We start from the raw sequence: 15,993 nt of genomic DNA, 5'->3' as shown, positions 1-15,993 counted from the left end.
TAATCTAACAAAAAAATTGTGATGAATTACTTTGAAAAGACGTAAGTATGCTAGCCATGTGTGGCTGTGCGTTGAACACTAGTTTGCGCACATTCGACAATGGAGTATAAATTTAATGCTTGCGTCTATTTAAACGGCGAGGCAACATCGCAAAGGTGGCTCCGAGATAACGATCAAATACTCTGATAGCTATTGATACGTGTGATAAATAATAGGTATCCGCTTTGCTTCGCCTTTTTCAGCTATTTTTGGCTAAAATCGCCCAAAAATCAAAAAGGCGAAATATGGACTACATCAAGCTTTTAAAAGAAAATAATCTACTTCGCGTCATCGACGAGCCTGCGGATATCGACCTAGAGATCGCGCACGCAAGCTATATCGAGGTCAAGCGCGAGGGTTCGCAAGCGCTACTTTTTAAAAACCCAGTTTGCAAAAAAACTGGGCGTAAATTTGCCCCAGTGCTTACAAATATCTATGGCTCAAAACGTGCGCTTGAGCTTATCTTTGGGCTAAAGCCTGATGAGATCGCAGCCGAGATAGAAAAGCTTTTAAAACCCAGAAAACCAGAGAATTTCAAAGAAAAGCTTGATTTTTTAGCCTATCTTTTTAATATGAGAAAAATTTTTACTAAAAGGCTAAAAGGTGAGGGCGAGTGCCAGCAGGTAAAATTTATAGGCGAAGATGCTGATTTGCTATCGCTTCCAGCACTAAAGACATGGCCATATGATGGTGGCGCATTTATTACGATGGGGCAGGTCTATACGCAAAGCTTGGACGGAAATTTACAAAATTTAGGTATGTATCGCTTGCAAATTTATGACAAAAATCACCTTGGCATGCACTGGCAGATCCACAAAGACGGCGCAAATTTCTTTCACGAGTATAAGCGTGCAGGCAAAAAAATGCCAGTCTCTGTAGCCATTGGCGGTGATCCACTCTACATCTGGTGTGGGCAAGCGCCGCTTCCAAAGGGAGTTTTTGAACTTTTACTTTATGGTTTTATCCGCAAAGAGCCAGCCAAACTTGTAAAATCCTTAACGAATGAAATTTACGTCCCGCACGATGTAGACTACGTAATAGAGGGCTTTGTGGATACGGCTAAGTGCGAGCTTGAGGGGCCATTTGGCGATCATACCGGCTTTTATACGCCTATCGAGCCTTTTCCGGTGATGGAGGTTACGGCGATAACTAGCAAGCGTGAGCCGGTATTTCACGCGACTGTGGTTGGAAAGCCGCCACTCGAGGATAAGTACATGGGCTGGGCGACTGAGCGGGTTTTTTTGCCACTTTTGCGAACGACGGTGCCAGAGCTTCTGGACTACAATATGCCTGAAAATGGCGTCTTTCACAACCTAATCTTAGCCAAGATAAATACGCTCTATCCAGCTCATGCAAAGCAGGCTATGCACGCATTTTGGGGCGTTGGGCAGATGAGTTTTGTAAAACATGCCATTTTTGTTGGAGCCGATGCGCCTGAACTTAAAAATTATGATGAATTTACTAGCTTTGTTTTAAATTATTTTGGTAGTCAGAGTGTGCTAATAAGCCAAGGTGTGTGCGATCAACTTGATCATGCTAGTCCAAATTCGTGTTTTGGTGGCAAACTCGGCGTAGATGCGACGCAAGATTTTTGTAAATTTAGACCTATGGTTTTAAGCGACAGCGAGCTTTTGGCTAAATTTCAAAGCGTTACGCCAAATGTAAAAGAGCTTAAGCAGTTTAAAACGGATACCAAAACGCCTATTTGTGTGGTGAAATTTGAAAAAGATTGTGTGGTAAAAGAGCTTTTTGACAAGCTTTTGACATTTAGAGAATTTTTCAAACTCCTTATCGTTGTAGATATGCAAAATCACCTTGAAAACCCATATATGCTACTTTGGCGTGTGACAAACAATATCGATGCTTTGCGTGATATTTTCATAGATGGTGAAAATTTCTGCGTAGATGCGACGAGCAAGGACGAGCTAGAGGGATATACGCGTGGCTGGCCATTACAAACGGATTGTGACCACGAAGTAGTTGCTGATCTAGTTAAGCGCGGTATAGTAAAAGATGAGCCAGAGTTATTTAAAAAATTTGAAATATTTGGCTAGTTTTGAGGGGCTCAAGTAAATTTATAAATCTTGCTTTTTATTGTGGATTTTAAATTTTTAATAATATTTACTTAATCAAATGCTAGTGTCTTTATGCTGATTAAAAAATAGCTTTTAGACTAGGTCTAAAAGCTTAACTTGTTTTTAGCTCTCTTTTAAGAGTTTGCTTGCGAGCATATCGGCTTTTGCTTTATCTGTATCTTTTTTTACGGATTTATAAATTTTAGATATATAATTTTCCAAAACTTCGTGGCAAGATATTACTTTTTCATTTTCACTTCTTGCAACTTTTACGTATTCACCGTTATTTTGTAGCTCAAAAGCTAGGTCATTATCGCTTAGCTGAAGCTCTAAAATTTCAAGTAGTCTCTCTTGAAGTCTTGGCTCAAAAATAGGTGTCATAAGCTCCAAGCGACGCTCTAGATTTCTTGGCATCCAGTCAGCACTTGAGATATAAATTTTTGGCTGAGCATGTTTAAAGTATAAAATTCTAGCGTGCTCTAAGTATTTGCCGATTATTGAGCGAACTTTTATATTTTCGCTTTTGCCTTTTATGCCAGGCCTTAGTCCGCACACACCACGAACTATAAGATCGATCTTCACACCTGCGTTTGATGCGCGGCTAAGCTCGTTTATCACGTCTTCGTCTATTAGCGCGTTCATCTTAGCGATGATCCTACCTTCGCTGCCTTTGCTAGCCTCCATTCTTATCTTTTCGATGATGCGCTCTTTTATCTGAAAGGGCGACATGCTAAGGGCGTTTAGACGGCGGTTTTTGTTATATCCTGATAGGATGTGAAAAAACGAGGTCGTGTCTTGGCTAAATTCCTCTTTACTCGTAAATAGGCTCACATCGGTGTAAATTTTTGCCGAACTGCCGTTGTAGTTGCCGGTGCCAAAGTGCATATAAAATTTAAGCTTATCGCCGATTTGGCGGATGACCTGGCTAACTTTTGCATGCACCTTAAAACCTGTGATGCCATATATCACGTGCGCTCCAGCGTCTTCAAGCGCCTTTGCCCAGTGCAAGTTATTTTCCTCGTCAAACCTTGCTTTTAGCTCAACCATTACAGTTACTTGCTTGCCGTCACTTGCGGCGTCTATTAGACTTTGAATTATTGGTGAACTTTTATCGACTCTATAAAGTGTCATTCGAATAGATATGACTTTTGGATCTTTGCTAGCTTCTTTGATAAAGCTTACAACTGGATCAAAACTCTCAAATGGATGCACTAAGAGCACGTCTTCTTTATCTATGGCGTCAAACACCGAGATGCCATTACCAAATGGTGGTAGTGTTTTTGGAACATAAGGCGCATTTGCCAGATGGGTAAAATTTTTGCTTCCAGCTATCTCCCAAAGCGAGCTAAGAGTGAGCGGAATGCTTGAAAAATAGACATCTTTATGAAAAATTTTCATATGAAAATTTAAGAATTCCAAAATATCAGCGTCTACGTTTTTATCGATTTGCATACGAACAAAAGCCCCTTTTCTACGAAGCTTTAGCCCTTGCTCAAGTATCATCATAAAATCATCCGCTTCTTCTTCTTCGATGACGATATCAGCGTTTCTTGTCACTCTAAAAGCAGCCGAGCTAAGCAGCTTATACCCTGGGAAAATTTCTTCTGCGTGGCGATGTACGATCGTTTCAATCGGTACAAAAACATTGCTACTTGGCTGTGTAAAACGTGGCAAGACTCTTGAAATTCTTATCATGCCGTATTTTAAAATTTCTGGATGCTCAATATCGGCAAGCTTAACTGCAAGCGAGAAGCTAAGGTTGTTTAGGTGCGGAAATGGATGAGTTGCATCGACAGCGATAGGCACGATGACTGGCAAGATATTTGAGAAAAAGTATTCGTCGCATTTTTGTTTCAAACTATCATCAAGCTCGTCATAATTTTTTATAAAAAGTCCCTCTTTGCTAAGAGCATTTACTGTTTTTTTATAGTGATCTTCTACTAAAATTTGCTCATTTTGTAGATATTTTCTAATCTCTCTTAGCTGATCAAGTGGGCTCATGCCATCGCCACTGCTTGTAGTAGCTCCAGCTGCGAAAAGCTGCTTTAAGCCAGCGACTCTGATCATATAAAACTCGTCTAGATTTGTCATATAAATAGCTATAAATTTTAGCTTTTCAAGTAAAGGAATTTCCTTTTCACACTGAGCGAGCACCCTTGAATTAAAACGTAGCCAGCTTAATTCTCGGTTTATAAAAAGAGTTTCATTTTCGCTCATCATCTTCTCCTTGTGTGTTTTTGAGTTATTTTATGATATATGCGGTTATAAAGTTCTTACTTTATTTAAAATTTTGGTTACAATAAGCCAAAACTTAAATTTAAAGGCTTGTTATGTCTGATTATGTGATATTGGTTGGTATCTTTTTAGTGGCAGTCGTTGTTTTTGCGCTTATTAAAAAGATATCGTTTTAGCTTTTAAATTTCTCCCACCACAAATAAGCAAATATGAGCCCAAAGCCCTTAACTTTGCTCTCGTCAAAGGCAAATTTCATCATATCTTCTCGCTTTATGAAAACAAGCTCTATATCCTCTCCGTCGACGCCGCCGCCAGAATTTACCTTCATGCTCTCATCGATCTTTGCGTAAAACATCGTTTGAGTGTTGCCACCAAAGCCAAAAGCGCCATACGTCATCGTGATGCGCTCCATCTCTTTTAGCTCGTATCCAACCTCTTCGACTGCCTCTTCTCTAGCGGTTTGCTCCTCGCTTAGCCCCTTATCCATAAGCCCTGCGCAAAGCTCGTAGGTAAAGCCTTGCTCTTTTGTTTTGATGCCTTCTTTTTCTTGCGAGTACCAAACGGCTGGGCGAAACTGCTTGACAAACAAAAATGCATCTTTTTGCTCGTGATATAAAAATATACTAACGCTATTCATCACCTTGACGCAGTCCCAGTCTCTTTGCAAGCCATTTTGTTTAAATTTCATCTTAAATGGCTTTAGGTATTTTGACTCACCAAGAGGTAAAATTTCTAAATTTGTTATAGTAGTATCCATTTTGCAAGTCCTAAAAAGCTAAAAAATCCTATCGCGTCTGTAAAAGTTGTAAGAATGACCGCCGAGCCAACAGCAGGATCGATGTTAAAGCGCCTTAGCGTCAAAGGTATGATCGTGCCAAAAAAGCCTGCGAAGAATAAATTTGTAACCATACTAAGGCCGATAACCACGCCAAGCATGCCTTTGTTAAACCAAACAGCGGCGATGATACCCATGATGACGCCAAAGATGAGGCCATTTACAAGCGATATCGTCACCTCACGCTTTAAAACGCTCTTTGCATCTTTAAATTCTATCTCGCCAAGTGCCAAACGACGAACCGTAACAGCAAGTGCTTGCGTGCCAGTGTTGCCACCCATTGAAGCAACTATTGGCATAAGTACAGCAAGTGCGACGTATGCTGCGATCGTCTCGTCAAAAAGTCCGATGATAGATGAGCTAAAAAGGGCTGTTAGTAAATTTATGCCAAGCCAAACCGCACGGCCACGACCCGCTTTAAATAGCGTATCATCTTCTTCTGACTCGTCATCAACGCCAGCTAGGTTATAAATTTGCTCTGTTGCGCTCTCTTGAATGTAGTCGTGGATATCATCATACGTGATACGACCTAGCAAAATTCCAGTGCTGCTTGTAACTGCGATAACGTTTAGATCGTACTCTTGAAACATATCAGCGACATCTTGCATGAGATCCATATCATTTGCCATGTGAGGCTTGTAGTGGTCGATCTGGGTTGATTCGATATTTTGTTTTAGCGTTTTTGTGAAGTCAAAAAGGATGAGATCTTCAAGCGGGATGGCGTATTGCAAGACGCTATTTTTATCGATGATGAAAAGCTGTGAGACGTTTTCTAGTTTTCCTTCTTGCTTCTCTTGTCTTAGTCTTGCAACTGCGCTGCCAAGCTTCTCTTCAAGATGAGCTGAAAATAGCTCTGTTTGCATGTGCGCACCAGCTCTATCCTCATCGTAGCTTCTAAGTCTTAAAATTTCGTTTTGATTTTCTTTATCTAGCTCGTTAAAAAGCTCTCTAGCCTTGTCCTCATCGATATCTTCGATGTATTGGAGTAGGTCAGTAGCATCGTCACTCTCTAGCTCTTCGAGCGCTTCTACGATCTTTTCAGCCGGGAGCGTGTCGATCACGTCTTTTAGCATGTGATCAGGTAACTCTATCGCCACGTCACCCAAAATTTCAGGATCTAGCTTTTCAAGATACTTGGCAAAAAGCTCCTCGTCGTGCTTTTTAAGTGTTTTTAGGTGCTGGGCTAGCTCGTATGCAGAGAGCTCGCCGTCTTCTAAATTTTCATCTAAATGCTGATCTATCAGCTCTTTTGCTTCTTCTAGTTCTTGGCTCAAGTTTTACCCTTAAAATTCTATTACATTAGGAAAAAATTCCACTTTGTGATACTCTTTTTCATTGCTTAAAGCATTTTTTATTAGCTCGTCATTTTTGCTAACAACTGCTTTAAATTTGGCTGATTCTTTCTTGTCTTCTAGACTTTTAACGACCTTTATTGCACTTTCTGGATTGATAGGCTTATTGTCTCTATAAAGACCAAAATGAAGGTGTGGCCCTGTGCTCATACCGCTTGTGCCAACGTAGGCTATAAGCGTGCCTTGTTTGACTTTTAGACCACCTTTTATGCCTTTAGCAAAGCCATTTAGATGAGCATAAAGCGTTTCATAACCACCAGCGTGAGAGATGATGACGGTTCTGCCATATCCGCTTTTTTGTCCGACAAATTTAACCGTGCCATCGCCTGCAGCTTTGATTGGTGTACCTTTTGGAGCACCGTAGTCAACGCCAAGATGCGCTCTATATCTTTGGAGAATAGGGTGCCATCTTTTTAGAGTAAAAGCTGATGTGATTCTAGCGTTTGCAAGAGGGCGGACTAGTAAAAATTTATCATTTTTCTTGCCGTTTTTATCATAAAATTTATCTTCAAATTTATACATAACATATCGTTTATTTTTTGTTTCTATCATCGCAGCATAAATTTCTGGAGTGCCAAAAGAGCGGCCCATGCGTATTTTTTGATTATAAACGATAGCAATCGTATCGCCTTTATTTATCTTTTTAAAATCAATGCCACTTCCTTTAAAAATTTCTTTAAAGCCAAGAGCTAGTGTGCCAGAGCCAGTGTAGTCAAAAATGTCTTCAGAGACTGATTTGTCCACCTTTAAAGCTAAAAATTTATCCTCGCTTTGATAAGAGATAGGAAGAAATTCGAGCTTAAATTTATCATTGTCATCTCTAAAAATATGCATTTGAAGCTCGTCGCTAACAGGGATTAGCACTTGTTTGGTGTTGCCGTTGTCGTCTTTATAAATTTGATACTTTGTACCAGCGATGATCTCTTCTGTTAGCTCTTGATCTTCGGTTGCTAAGTTATAGTAAAGTGAAAGTGGGATTTTGTTTGTCTCTAAGAAATTTAAGAAGTTACTTCCATTTGGCCAGCTAAGCTCGTCGACACTTGGCTTTATAGCGTATAAATTTATAGATAATATTGCAAAAATTATAAAAATACGAGGCATTAATGTCCTTTTAAAAAGCTGGTGGGATTTTAACTAAAACTTGCTTTAATTTTGCAAAAGATAAAGCATTTTAGGCTATAATCGCTCTAAAAATTTAAACTTAGGAGATATATTTGAAACGTATATTTGTGATTTTATCGCTAGTTTTTGGCTTTGCTTTTGGGGCTGATTTTTCTTTAAATGAGTATAGAACTCCTATAATTAGCGTCGATAGTGATGGCACAGCGACGATAGTTGATAGTCCAGAAATTTTAATCGGCTCAAGTGGTGTCGTGCTTCATAAATTTGATACTGATAGCTCTATCATCGCAAGAGTTAGTGTTATCTCAAAAAATTCTGGCTTTGCTAAGATTAGATTTGAGGTGTTTGATCTGCTTGAGCAAAAGGCGCTCCCACTTCCAGGCATTGCACCTGCAAATGGTGATATGGTCGTGCTAAACTATCTTTATAACCGCTCATTAATCATCGTGCCAAATAAAGAAATTTACGAAGAGATCACATCTGCGTTTCCAAATATGATATTTATCCACCCAGATATTATAGGAGCGTATCTAAGCTACGAATACAAGCCAAATCCAAGCAGAGATGACTTTAGAAAAATGTGCGCTCAAAGTGCAGCCGGTCTAATTTTTGTAGCGATGGATGGCAGAAGCGTTTTTGCTGATTGCCAAAGCTTTAAAGTGCTAAAAGAATTTAAAAGTGGTGAGGTTGAGTACTACCAGCTACCATTTTATACAAGAGTTAGCGACATAGACACTGTGTTTTGGAAACTAAATAGTGAGCACATCAACAACTACGACGCTCACTACGAAAAACTTTTTGAAGAAGACAACTGATAAATGAGCCGTTTGTCCTTAAGTAAGCAAAATTTAAAGGAGCTTTTAAATTTGCTCCCAACGCTTAAGGACAAAGAGCTCTTTCACTATGCCTCAAGCCTTAGTTTTCATACGATTTTATCGATCATTCCGATACTTCTTATATCATTTTCTATCTTTACAAAACTGCCTAGTTTTGAGGACTATTACGCCAAGATTCAGGACTTTATATTTTCGGCTCTTTTGCCAAGTAACCAAGAGATCATCTCAAACTATTTGCAAAATTTCTTACAAAATAGCGGAAATTTAGGCTTAGTTGGCTTTGTAGCAATGATATTTACATCAGCCATGTTTTTTAGCGACTATGAATATGTAGTTTTAAAAGTGACACGTGCAAGTAAGGCTAGAGGATTTTGGTCGGCACTTAGCTCGTATTGGACGCTTATCACGCTCGCGCCACTTGGTCTTGCTGGCAGTTTTTATCTCTCAAGCCTCATTCAAGAGATGCTAAACTCAAATGTGATCACAAACTCGATAAATTTTTTAAGCATATTCCCATATCTCATCATCTGGGCGATATTTTGCATCACATATCTCATCTCTGTAAATGACGAGATAAAGTTTAAAAGCGCACTTTTTAGCTCATTTGCTGCCTCGCTCGTCTGGTATATTGGCAAGTCAGCCTTTGTCTATTATGTCCTTTACAACAAGACCTATCTAAGCGTCTATGGCTCGTTTTCAGCCGTGCTTTTCTTCTTTGTTTGGATATATATATCGTGGATCATCTTTTTATATGGGCTAAAGCTTTGTGCTTATCTTTCAAATAGCTCAAAATTTAAAAGACAAATTTAATAGTTAGTACCAGCTGGCAATATATTTTTATAAATTTACCAGCTAGTATGATTTGTATTATTTTATGTAGAATATTATGCAAAATCAGCGTTTAAACTCGCAAATTTCTATCTTTACGCCAAGTTCTTTGCCAAATTCTTTAGCCTTTTTCTCTAGCTCATCTTTGTCAAAGCAGATAAGATCTATGTAAGATCGCATCTCGCCATTTGCTTCACCTATGATCTCGCAAATTTCACTCTCCTTTAGCGCATCTGAAATTTTGTTTTTGCTATCAACGCCAATCTGTATGTCGCCACCGTGAGATATGGCTAAAAAGCAAAAATTTATGCCAAGCTCAAAAGCTTCGTTATAAGTATCGCTTGCACCGTCGTAGTATTCGTTTAGTAGCTCGCTAAGAGATGTAAATCCTGTGAAAACGTCGTCACGTAACTCATTTGAACGAGGCTCTAGCTCATAGACCATAAAATTCTTAAGCGGCTCGTTTGAGGCTTCTTTACCAAATTTATCATCTATAAGATCGGCAAAGTCGATCAGCGGCACGCCTTTTTCTCTTGGCTCGTCTATTATCTCAAACTCTCCAAGCATATTTATCATGATCATCTCGCCAACTACGTTGTCACAAAGTATGAGCGATAATGTATAAGCCTTATTTTCATCTTCGCTTTTAAGCTTGCTTAGAGTTTCGTTATATAGGCACATATCCACGCTTTTGTCGTTAAAATTTGCATAGACCATGACCTCATTTGCATCAACGCTTACGCCATACATTTGTATAGTAGCGACGTTTCGTGGCGCACGTGGTTTGCCAAGTGTACAAGTAAGCTTTGCTTCATACTCTTTTGGCATGCGCGATTTGATAAATTTAAGCCACAAAAGCCTATGTTTGAGTCCTTCTGGAGTGAGTACTAGATCGATCTTTCCATCAATAAGGCCTATCATAAAAGTTGGATCAACCAAACATAAATTTAGCGCCTCTTCGGTCATTTTGCTTGCAGCTTCAAAATTTTTATCTTCTAAATTTTGTTTGATGGCGTCTAAATTTTTGCCAAACTCGCTCCAAAATTTATCAACTCTGCTTGCAAAGCTAGAGCTCTTTTTAGAAAACCACATTTTTTATCCTTGTTTATTAAAATTTTCAACATTTTTTTGCGTATAAATTTTCATCGATGGAAATTCTAAGGCGCTTAGTTTGTCATATCCTTCTTCATTAAAAACACATCCCGTATCGATATTGGCGCTATTTGTATAGAGCTTAGCCTCACGCACTGGTGTATGGCCATAGACATTAAATATGCCTTCAACTTGCATCATATCGCCTCTGCCTGATAGTACATGCCTTCTAAACTCATCTCTTGAGCTATCATCATCTCTTAAAGTCCAAAATTTGCCAACAGCCGAGTGCGAAACGACCAAATGCTCGCCATTTTGGTTTTTGTGGTCTTTAAACTCTAAATATACTGGAATGTTTTCTAAAAATTCTATGTGCCTTTGCTTGAACCCCACGCTTTGAGCTAGGTATGATCTGTATGTTTCTTCGCCACCATTATTGTAAAACCAACTTGTATCAAATGGTATTTTGTTTTTTAAAAAGAAGTCTTTATTACTTAGCAGCCTGCGCTCATGATTTCCCATTACCATTTTATAGTTATTTTGTATGATAAGCTCGACTACATCGCAACTAAAAAGCCCCCGATCTATCACATCTCCGACAAAGCAAATTTGTGATTTTTCTTTGTCTGGAAACTGCTTGATAAGCTCTAAAAGTGTGTTAAAACAGCCATGCACATCGCCTATGATATAAATTTGCTCACTCAATTTTTCTCCTTTGTGCCAAATTTTAGTCTATTAAGCTTAAAAATGTAGTGTTAAGAAAACACTTTTGTATAGCTGTACTATATTGGCGTAATGCTAGTGATATATAAAGTTAAAACCTAGTAAAAGATATTTAAAATTTAAGGAATTTAAAGTAGAAGGGAGCCTAAGCTCCCTAAAATCATTGTGCGTAAAAGCCGCTGACCTTACCAGTAAGATCGATCATGATGTTTTTCATCTGAGTGTAGTGCTCAAGTATTATCTTGTGTGTTTCGCGGCCGATACCTGAGTTTTTATAGCCGCCAAATGGGCTTCCTGCTGGGATTTGGTTGTAGGTGTTGATCCAGACTCTACCAGTCTCCATAGACCTTGCAACACGAAGTGCCTTTGTGATGTCTTGTGTGAAAATTCCGCCACCTAGGCCGTATTCGCTATCATTTACCATTTTGATAAGCTCGGCTTCATCTTTAAATTTAATGACAACGCCAACTGGGCCAAAAATTTCTTCTTGAGCCACTCTCATGTCGTTTGTCACATCAACTAACAACGTTGGCTCTACAAATGCGCCTTTGTCGCAACCATTTGCTGTGTAGGCTTTACCACCAACTGCCACTTTTGCACCTTCTTTTTTGCCGATCTCGACGTACTCTAAGATCTGCTCAGCTTGTTTTTTATTGATTTGTGAGCCCATTTGAGTGCTAGGATCTAACGGATCGCCAACTTTTATAGTGCTAAATTTCTTCACCGCAGCCTCTATAAATTTCTCATAAAAGCTCTCTTCTACAAAAATTCTCGATCCTGCGCAGCAAACTTGACCTTGGTTAAACAAAATGCCAAGCTGAAGGCCGTCAAGTGCCTTGTCTAAATTTGCGTCGCTAAAGAAGATATTTGCGCTCTTGCCGCCAAGCTCAAGTGTAGCTGGGATGATACGGCGAGCAGCAGCTATGGCGATATCGCGGCCGATCTCGGTTGAGCCAGTAAATGCTAGCTTATCAAGGCCTGGATGATTTTTGATCCATTCGCCACTCTTGCTACCTTTGCCAGTTATGATGTTTATTAAACCTTTTGGCAAAATTTTATCTATCAGTCTAAATAGCTCAAGCACGCTTAGGCTTGTCTCGCTTGATGGCTTAAATACACTCGCATCGCCTGCTGCGATCACTGGAGCTAGCTTCCAAGCTGCCATTAAAAACGGAAAATTCCAAGGTACGATCTGACCCACGACGCCTATTGGCTCGCGTAAAACGATAGAGAGTTGCTTCTCGTCAAGTACGTTTGCGCTGCCTTCTTCGCCCATGATAACGCCAGCAAAGTATCTAAAATGCTCTGCCGCAAAAGGGATATCTACATTTAGCGTCTCGCGGATCGGCTTGCCGTTATCCATGCTCTCGACTTTTGCCAAGTGCTCTTTGTTTTCATCGATGATATCAGCGATCTTATTTAAAAGCTTTGCACGCTCGCTAATTGTGGTGTGTTTAAATTTCTTAAAAGCCTCACGTGCAGCACGAACTGCGTCATTTACATCTTCTTCAGTAGCATCTGCGATCTTTGCGAGGTGCTCGCCGTTTGCTGGATTTTTTGCATCAAGTGTAGCGCCGTCTTTTGCGTCACGCCACTCACCATTTATGAAAAGCCCATATTTTTCTAGTAGTTTCATACTTTTCTCCTTGATTAAGATTTTGTAAAAGGATTATAATATTAATAAAATTTATCAAAAATAAATTTTGGACATAAATTATCTTTTTTAATAAATTTTATTATTTAAAGTAGGGTTGTTTTAAAATTTAGCTCTACCAAGAGAGCAAAAACGTAGTCTCGCCATCAAGTTCGCTTTGGCATTTTACGACGATATCATTTTTCTTGCAACACTCTTTAACTAAATTTAGCCCTATGCCAAAGCCGCCTTGATCGTCGTTAAATCTCGTGTAACGATCAAAAATTTTCATCTGATCCTCTTTGCTGATGCCTCGACCGGTGTTACTTATGCTAAAGAAATTTGGCTCTAAAGTGATGTGTACTTTTGAATTTGGTGCTGCATATTTGGAGGCGTTGCTAAGAAGGTTGTCTAAAATTTTGCTCACATCCCCAAGATTTGCATTTATAAAGCTTGGCTTTAGGCTAGTATCTATCTCAAGTCCGCGTTTGGCAAAAAATGGCGAGAAATAGTTCAGTCTTTGTGTGGTTAGTAAATTTAGATCTATGATCTCTTTTTTGCTAGGCTTATCTAGGTTAAAGCTTAGATGAACGAGCGCGTCATAAATGTTATTTAGGCTCTTTGCGGCAAGACTGATATTATTAAAACGCTTTAAATTTCGCTCATTTAGGTTGTCAAGATCAGCCGTTTCTATGCTCATCGAGATGACGCTTAGAGGCGTGTTTATCTCGTGTGTTGAGTCTTTTATAAAGCGGTTTAGCGTATCTATCTTTTCATAAAGCGGTCTTAGGCTTAGTTTTGCGAGATAAAAGGCGACAAAGAGCAGGGCAAAAAAGAAAAAGAGCGCCTTTAGCGTGGTTGAAATTTGTAAAGATAAAATTTTAGCCTTGATATCTTTACCAACTAGAAAAATATCTGCGTGTGAGAGCTCGTCTGTAGTGTTGTCGTCCATGTACTGGATCTTTTCAAATATCGCGACCTTGCCGCCGATCAAATTTACATTTTTGCTTTTGTCGATTTTTTGGCAGTCAAAGTCTTTATAAATTTTCTCACCATTTTTTAGCACGATGCAAGCATGCACGCCTTTTTCTTTTGTTAGACTTGAAATTGAATCAAGTCCATTCATTCTAGCTTTCATGTAAATGCCCATTTTTATCTCTTTTAAAGACTTCACCTCGTTTAAAATGAGCGTTTCTTTTTTGTTTTTATAGTCATGTATGAAAAAATATCCTAAAAATAGCACAGAGCTAACAAGATAGAGGGATAAAATTTTAAATAAAATTTGCGTCTTTTCAGACATAGATATAGCCGTCCCCACGCCTATTTAAAATAGCATCTTTGCCTAAAATTTGGCGTAAATTTTTGATATAGACACGAAGGCTAAGCTCGCTTGGCTCCTCGTCAAATTTCCAAATTTTATTAAAAATTTCATCTTTGGTTAAAATTTTGCCTTTGTTTTGCAAAAATAGGGCGAGTAGGTCACTCTCTTTACTAGAGATATTTACATTTTTGCCATCTTTGCTTAGTGTCTTGCTCTGTGGATGAAAGCTAAATTCGCTTGAAATTTTGATCGCATCTCCACTGTGATGTGAGAAATTTCTCTTTAGAAGTGCTTGTATGCGGATAAGCAGCTCTTTTAGCTCAAATGGCTTTTTTAGATAGTCGTCGCAGCCACTTTTGTAGCCTTTTTCAAGATCATCAATGGTGTTTAGTGAAGTGGTAAAGATGCTAGGTGCGCTAACACCTAGCTCTCTTAAGGAAGAAAGAAGTGAAAAGCCATCTCCTTGTGGGAGTTTGACGTCAAGTATAAGCAGGTCGAAATTTTGCTCGTAGGCGAGATCAAGCGCTTCTTTGGCATTATCTGAAGTAGTGACCTCATATCCATTTTCGCTTAGATACTCACTGATGAGATCAAGTAAAATTTCATCATCTTCAACGAGCAAAATTCTAACCATTAAGCACCTTTACATGCCTTTTTTCATTTCGTCTTTTTTCATACCCATGTCGTCTTTTTTCATTTCGTCTTTCATGCCCATGTCATCTTTTTTCATCTCATCTTTTTTTATCATGGGTTTTTTGCCCATGTCATCTTTCATCATCTGCTCTTTCTTCATCATCTCGTCTTTGCCCATGTCATCTTTTTTCATCATTTCAGTAGCATTTGCAAGACCACCAAGCATAAACATAGCACCAAGTGCAACTAGTAGTAATTTCTTCATAACGTCTCCTTTAAATGAAATATGATGAAATACTATCTCTTTAGTGTTAAGTGAGTGTGAATTTACGCAAATACAAAATATATAACTGGAAGCGTGATAAATGAAAAAAGCACGCCTATGGCCACTGATGAGATGGCTAGCGAGCTATCAAGGCCAGCTTTTATGACCATCGCACTTGCAAGGGCTGATGTTGGCATAGCGCACTGAAAGAGACCAACGACCCAAGTTTTGTTCATCTGGATACCTGAAAATTTTAATATGATGAAAAATATGATAGCTGGCAAGATCATCTTACACAAAAGCACAACGCTAACGCCTTTATATGAGCTTGTGATGCTGCTAAAGTTAAGTCCAACACCAATCGCAAAAAGTGCTACCGGAGTAACGCTACCTTCAAACATCCTAAGTGGAGCAAAGATAAACTCAGGCAAAGGGACTTCTTTTAAGATAAGAGCCATAATAAGCGCGATAAATGGCGGAAATTTTAAAATTTTCATCGTATTTTGAAATAATGAAACCTTCTCTGGTGCAGCAAAAGAGAGAATAAGCGGCCCAAGGATCGAAAGTGGGATACCAGTGGCTATTTGATCGTAAAAGATGACCTCATTTACCATTGCATCGCCAAAGAAGCCTTGAATGACAGGCATACCGACAAATAGGGTATTACCAAAAAGGCTTAGCATGACCATACTAACAGTTGTTACTTTGGTAAATTTAAAGATCTTACCAAGCACCAATGCCATGACAGCACTGATAGCTGTTGAGCCAAAGCCAATTAAAATTGTATTTATGAGCGAAACATCGACGTTTACGTGATAAATTTTGTCAAAGATTAGCGCAGGCATTGCAAAACAAAGGACAAAATCCACGAATGGGATCGAGTGCTTTTGCTCAACAATGCCGACTTTTTTAGCAAAAAAACCAGTTGCGATTATGAAAAAAATTGCAAAAAGTGGAGTGAAGTTCATAGCATTTCTCTTTTAAATCTAAATTTTTACGGAAAA

13 protein-coding genes and 1 pseudogene are annotated in these 15,993 nt (G+C 39.0%); 3 read left to right on the top strand and 11 right to left on the bottom strand.

Annotated features, from left to right (window positions below):
- Positions 1–284: 284 nt before the first annotated feature.
- The gene (locus CVT13_RS01445; RefSeq protein ID WP_107811353.1) at positions 285–2,093 is read left to right on the top strand and encodes a menaquinone biosynthesis decarboxylase; all 1,809 of its coding nucleotides are present in this window, start codon (positions 285–287) and stop codon (positions 2,091–2,093) included.
- A gap of 144 nt (positions 2,094–2,237) precedes the next feature.
- Here CVT13_RS01445 and CVT13_RS01440 read toward each other — a convergent pair.
- The 4 genes and pseudogenes from CVT13_RS01440 to CVT13_RS01425 all read right to left on the bottom strand — a co-directional run.
- Positions 2,238–4,343: pseudogene (locus tag CVT13_RS01440) on the bottom strand (RNA degradosome polyphosphate kinase); the annotation flags it as partial.
- Positions 4,344–4,521: 178 nt separating this feature from the next.
- The gene (locus CVT13_RS01435; RefSeq protein ID WP_107811351.1) at positions 4,522–5,106 is read right to left on the bottom strand and encodes an NUDIX domain-containing protein; all 585 of its coding nucleotides are present in this window, start codon (positions 5,104–5,106) and stop codon (positions 4,522–4,524) included.
- On the bottom strand, positions 5,091–6,458 hold the full coding sequence (gene mgtE, locus CVT13_RS01430) for a magnesium transporter (RefSeq protein WP_107811350.1): 1,368 nt from the start codon (positions 6,456–6,458) through the stop codon (positions 5,091–5,093). Before mgtE ends, CVT13_RS01435 begins: the two co-directional genes overlap by 16 nt.
- 9 nt (positions 6,459–6,467) lie before the next feature.
- Positions 6,468–7,637 (bottom strand): peptidoglycan DD-metalloendopeptidase family protein, encoded by a 1,170-nt coding sequence (locus CVT13_RS01425; protein ID WP_054196505.1) that lies wholly within the window; start codon positions 7,635–7,637, stop codon positions 6,468–6,470.
- 113 nt (positions 7,638–7,750) lie between these two features.
- Between CVT13_RS01425 and CVT13_RS01420 the strand changes: the two genes are divergently transcribed.
- A complete protein-coding gene (locus CVT13_RS01420) occupies positions 7,751–8,473 on the top strand; it encodes a plasminogen-binding N-terminal domain-containing protein (RefSeq protein ID WP_021090557.1) in 723 nt (240 codons plus the stop codon).
- 3 nt (positions 8,474–8,476) lie between these two features.
- Complete coding sequence (locus CVT13_RS01415) at positions 8,477–9,304, top strand: YihY family inner membrane protein (protein WP_107811349.1); 828 nt, start codon at positions 8,477–8,479, stop codon at positions 9,302–9,304.
- Between the two features lie 84 nt (positions 9,305–9,388).
- Here CVT13_RS01415 and CVT13_RS01410 read toward each other — a convergent pair whose 3' ends face one another.
- The 7 genes from CVT13_RS01410 to CVT13_RS01380 all read right to left on the bottom strand — a co-directional run bounded on the left by CVT13_RS01410 (position 9,389) and on the right by CVT13_RS01380 (position 15,957).
- Positions 9,389–10,414: a hypothetical protein gene (locus CVT13_RS01410; RefSeq protein ID WP_107811348.1), complete on the bottom strand. Its 1,026-nt coding sequence runs from the start codon at positions 10,412–10,414 to the stop codon at positions 9,389–9,391.
- Between the two features lie 3 nt (positions 10,415–10,417).
- Positions 10,418–11,119: a metallophosphoesterase gene (locus CVT13_RS01405; RefSeq protein ID WP_107811347.1), complete on the bottom strand. Its 702-nt coding sequence runs from the start codon at positions 11,117–11,119 to the stop codon at positions 10,418–10,420.
- Positions 11,120–11,297: 178 nt separating this feature from the next.
- A complete protein-coding gene (locus CVT13_RS01400; protein WP_107811346.1) occupies positions 11,298–12,773 on the bottom strand; it encodes an aldehyde dehydrogenase family protein in 1,476 nt (491 codons plus the stop codon).
- 133 nt (positions 12,774–12,906) lie between these two features.
- Complete coding sequence (locus tag CVT13_RS01395) at positions 12,907–14,070, bottom strand: sensor histidine kinase (protein WP_107811345.1); 1,164 nt, start codon at positions 14,068–14,070, stop codon at positions 12,907–12,909.
- Positions 14,063–14,725, bottom strand: coding sequence for a response regulator transcription factor (locus CVT13_RS01390; protein WP_084041439.1), 663 nt, complete (start codon positions 14,723–14,725; stop codon positions 14,063–14,065). The genes CVT13_RS01395 and CVT13_RS01390 overlap by 8 nt, the downstream gene beginning before the upstream one ends.
- A gap of 9 nt (positions 14,726–14,734) precedes the next feature.
- A complete protein-coding gene (locus CVT13_RS01385) occupies positions 14,735–14,989 on the bottom strand; it encodes a pyruvate kinase (RefSeq protein ID WP_054196512.1) in 255 nt (84 codons plus the stop codon).
- 62 nt (positions 14,990–15,051) lie between these two features.
- Positions 15,052–15,957 carry an AEC family transporter gene (locus CVT13_RS01380; protein ID WP_107811344.1) on the bottom strand — a complete coding sequence of 302 codons (906 nt, stop codon included), beginning with the start codon at positions 15,955–15,957 and terminating at the stop codon, positions 15,052–15,054.
- Positions 15,958–15,993: the final 36 nt, after the last annotated feature.

Source organism: Campylobacter concisus (assembly GCF_003049085.1).
In the GTDB taxonomy this organism is placed as follows: Bacteria; Campylobacterota; Campylobacteria; order Campylobacterales; family Campylobacteraceae; genus Campylobacter_A; species Campylobacter_A concisus_H.
The sequence above is the reverse complement of the archived record's forward strand: the minus strand, read 5'-3'. Positions and strand labels throughout refer to the sequence as shown.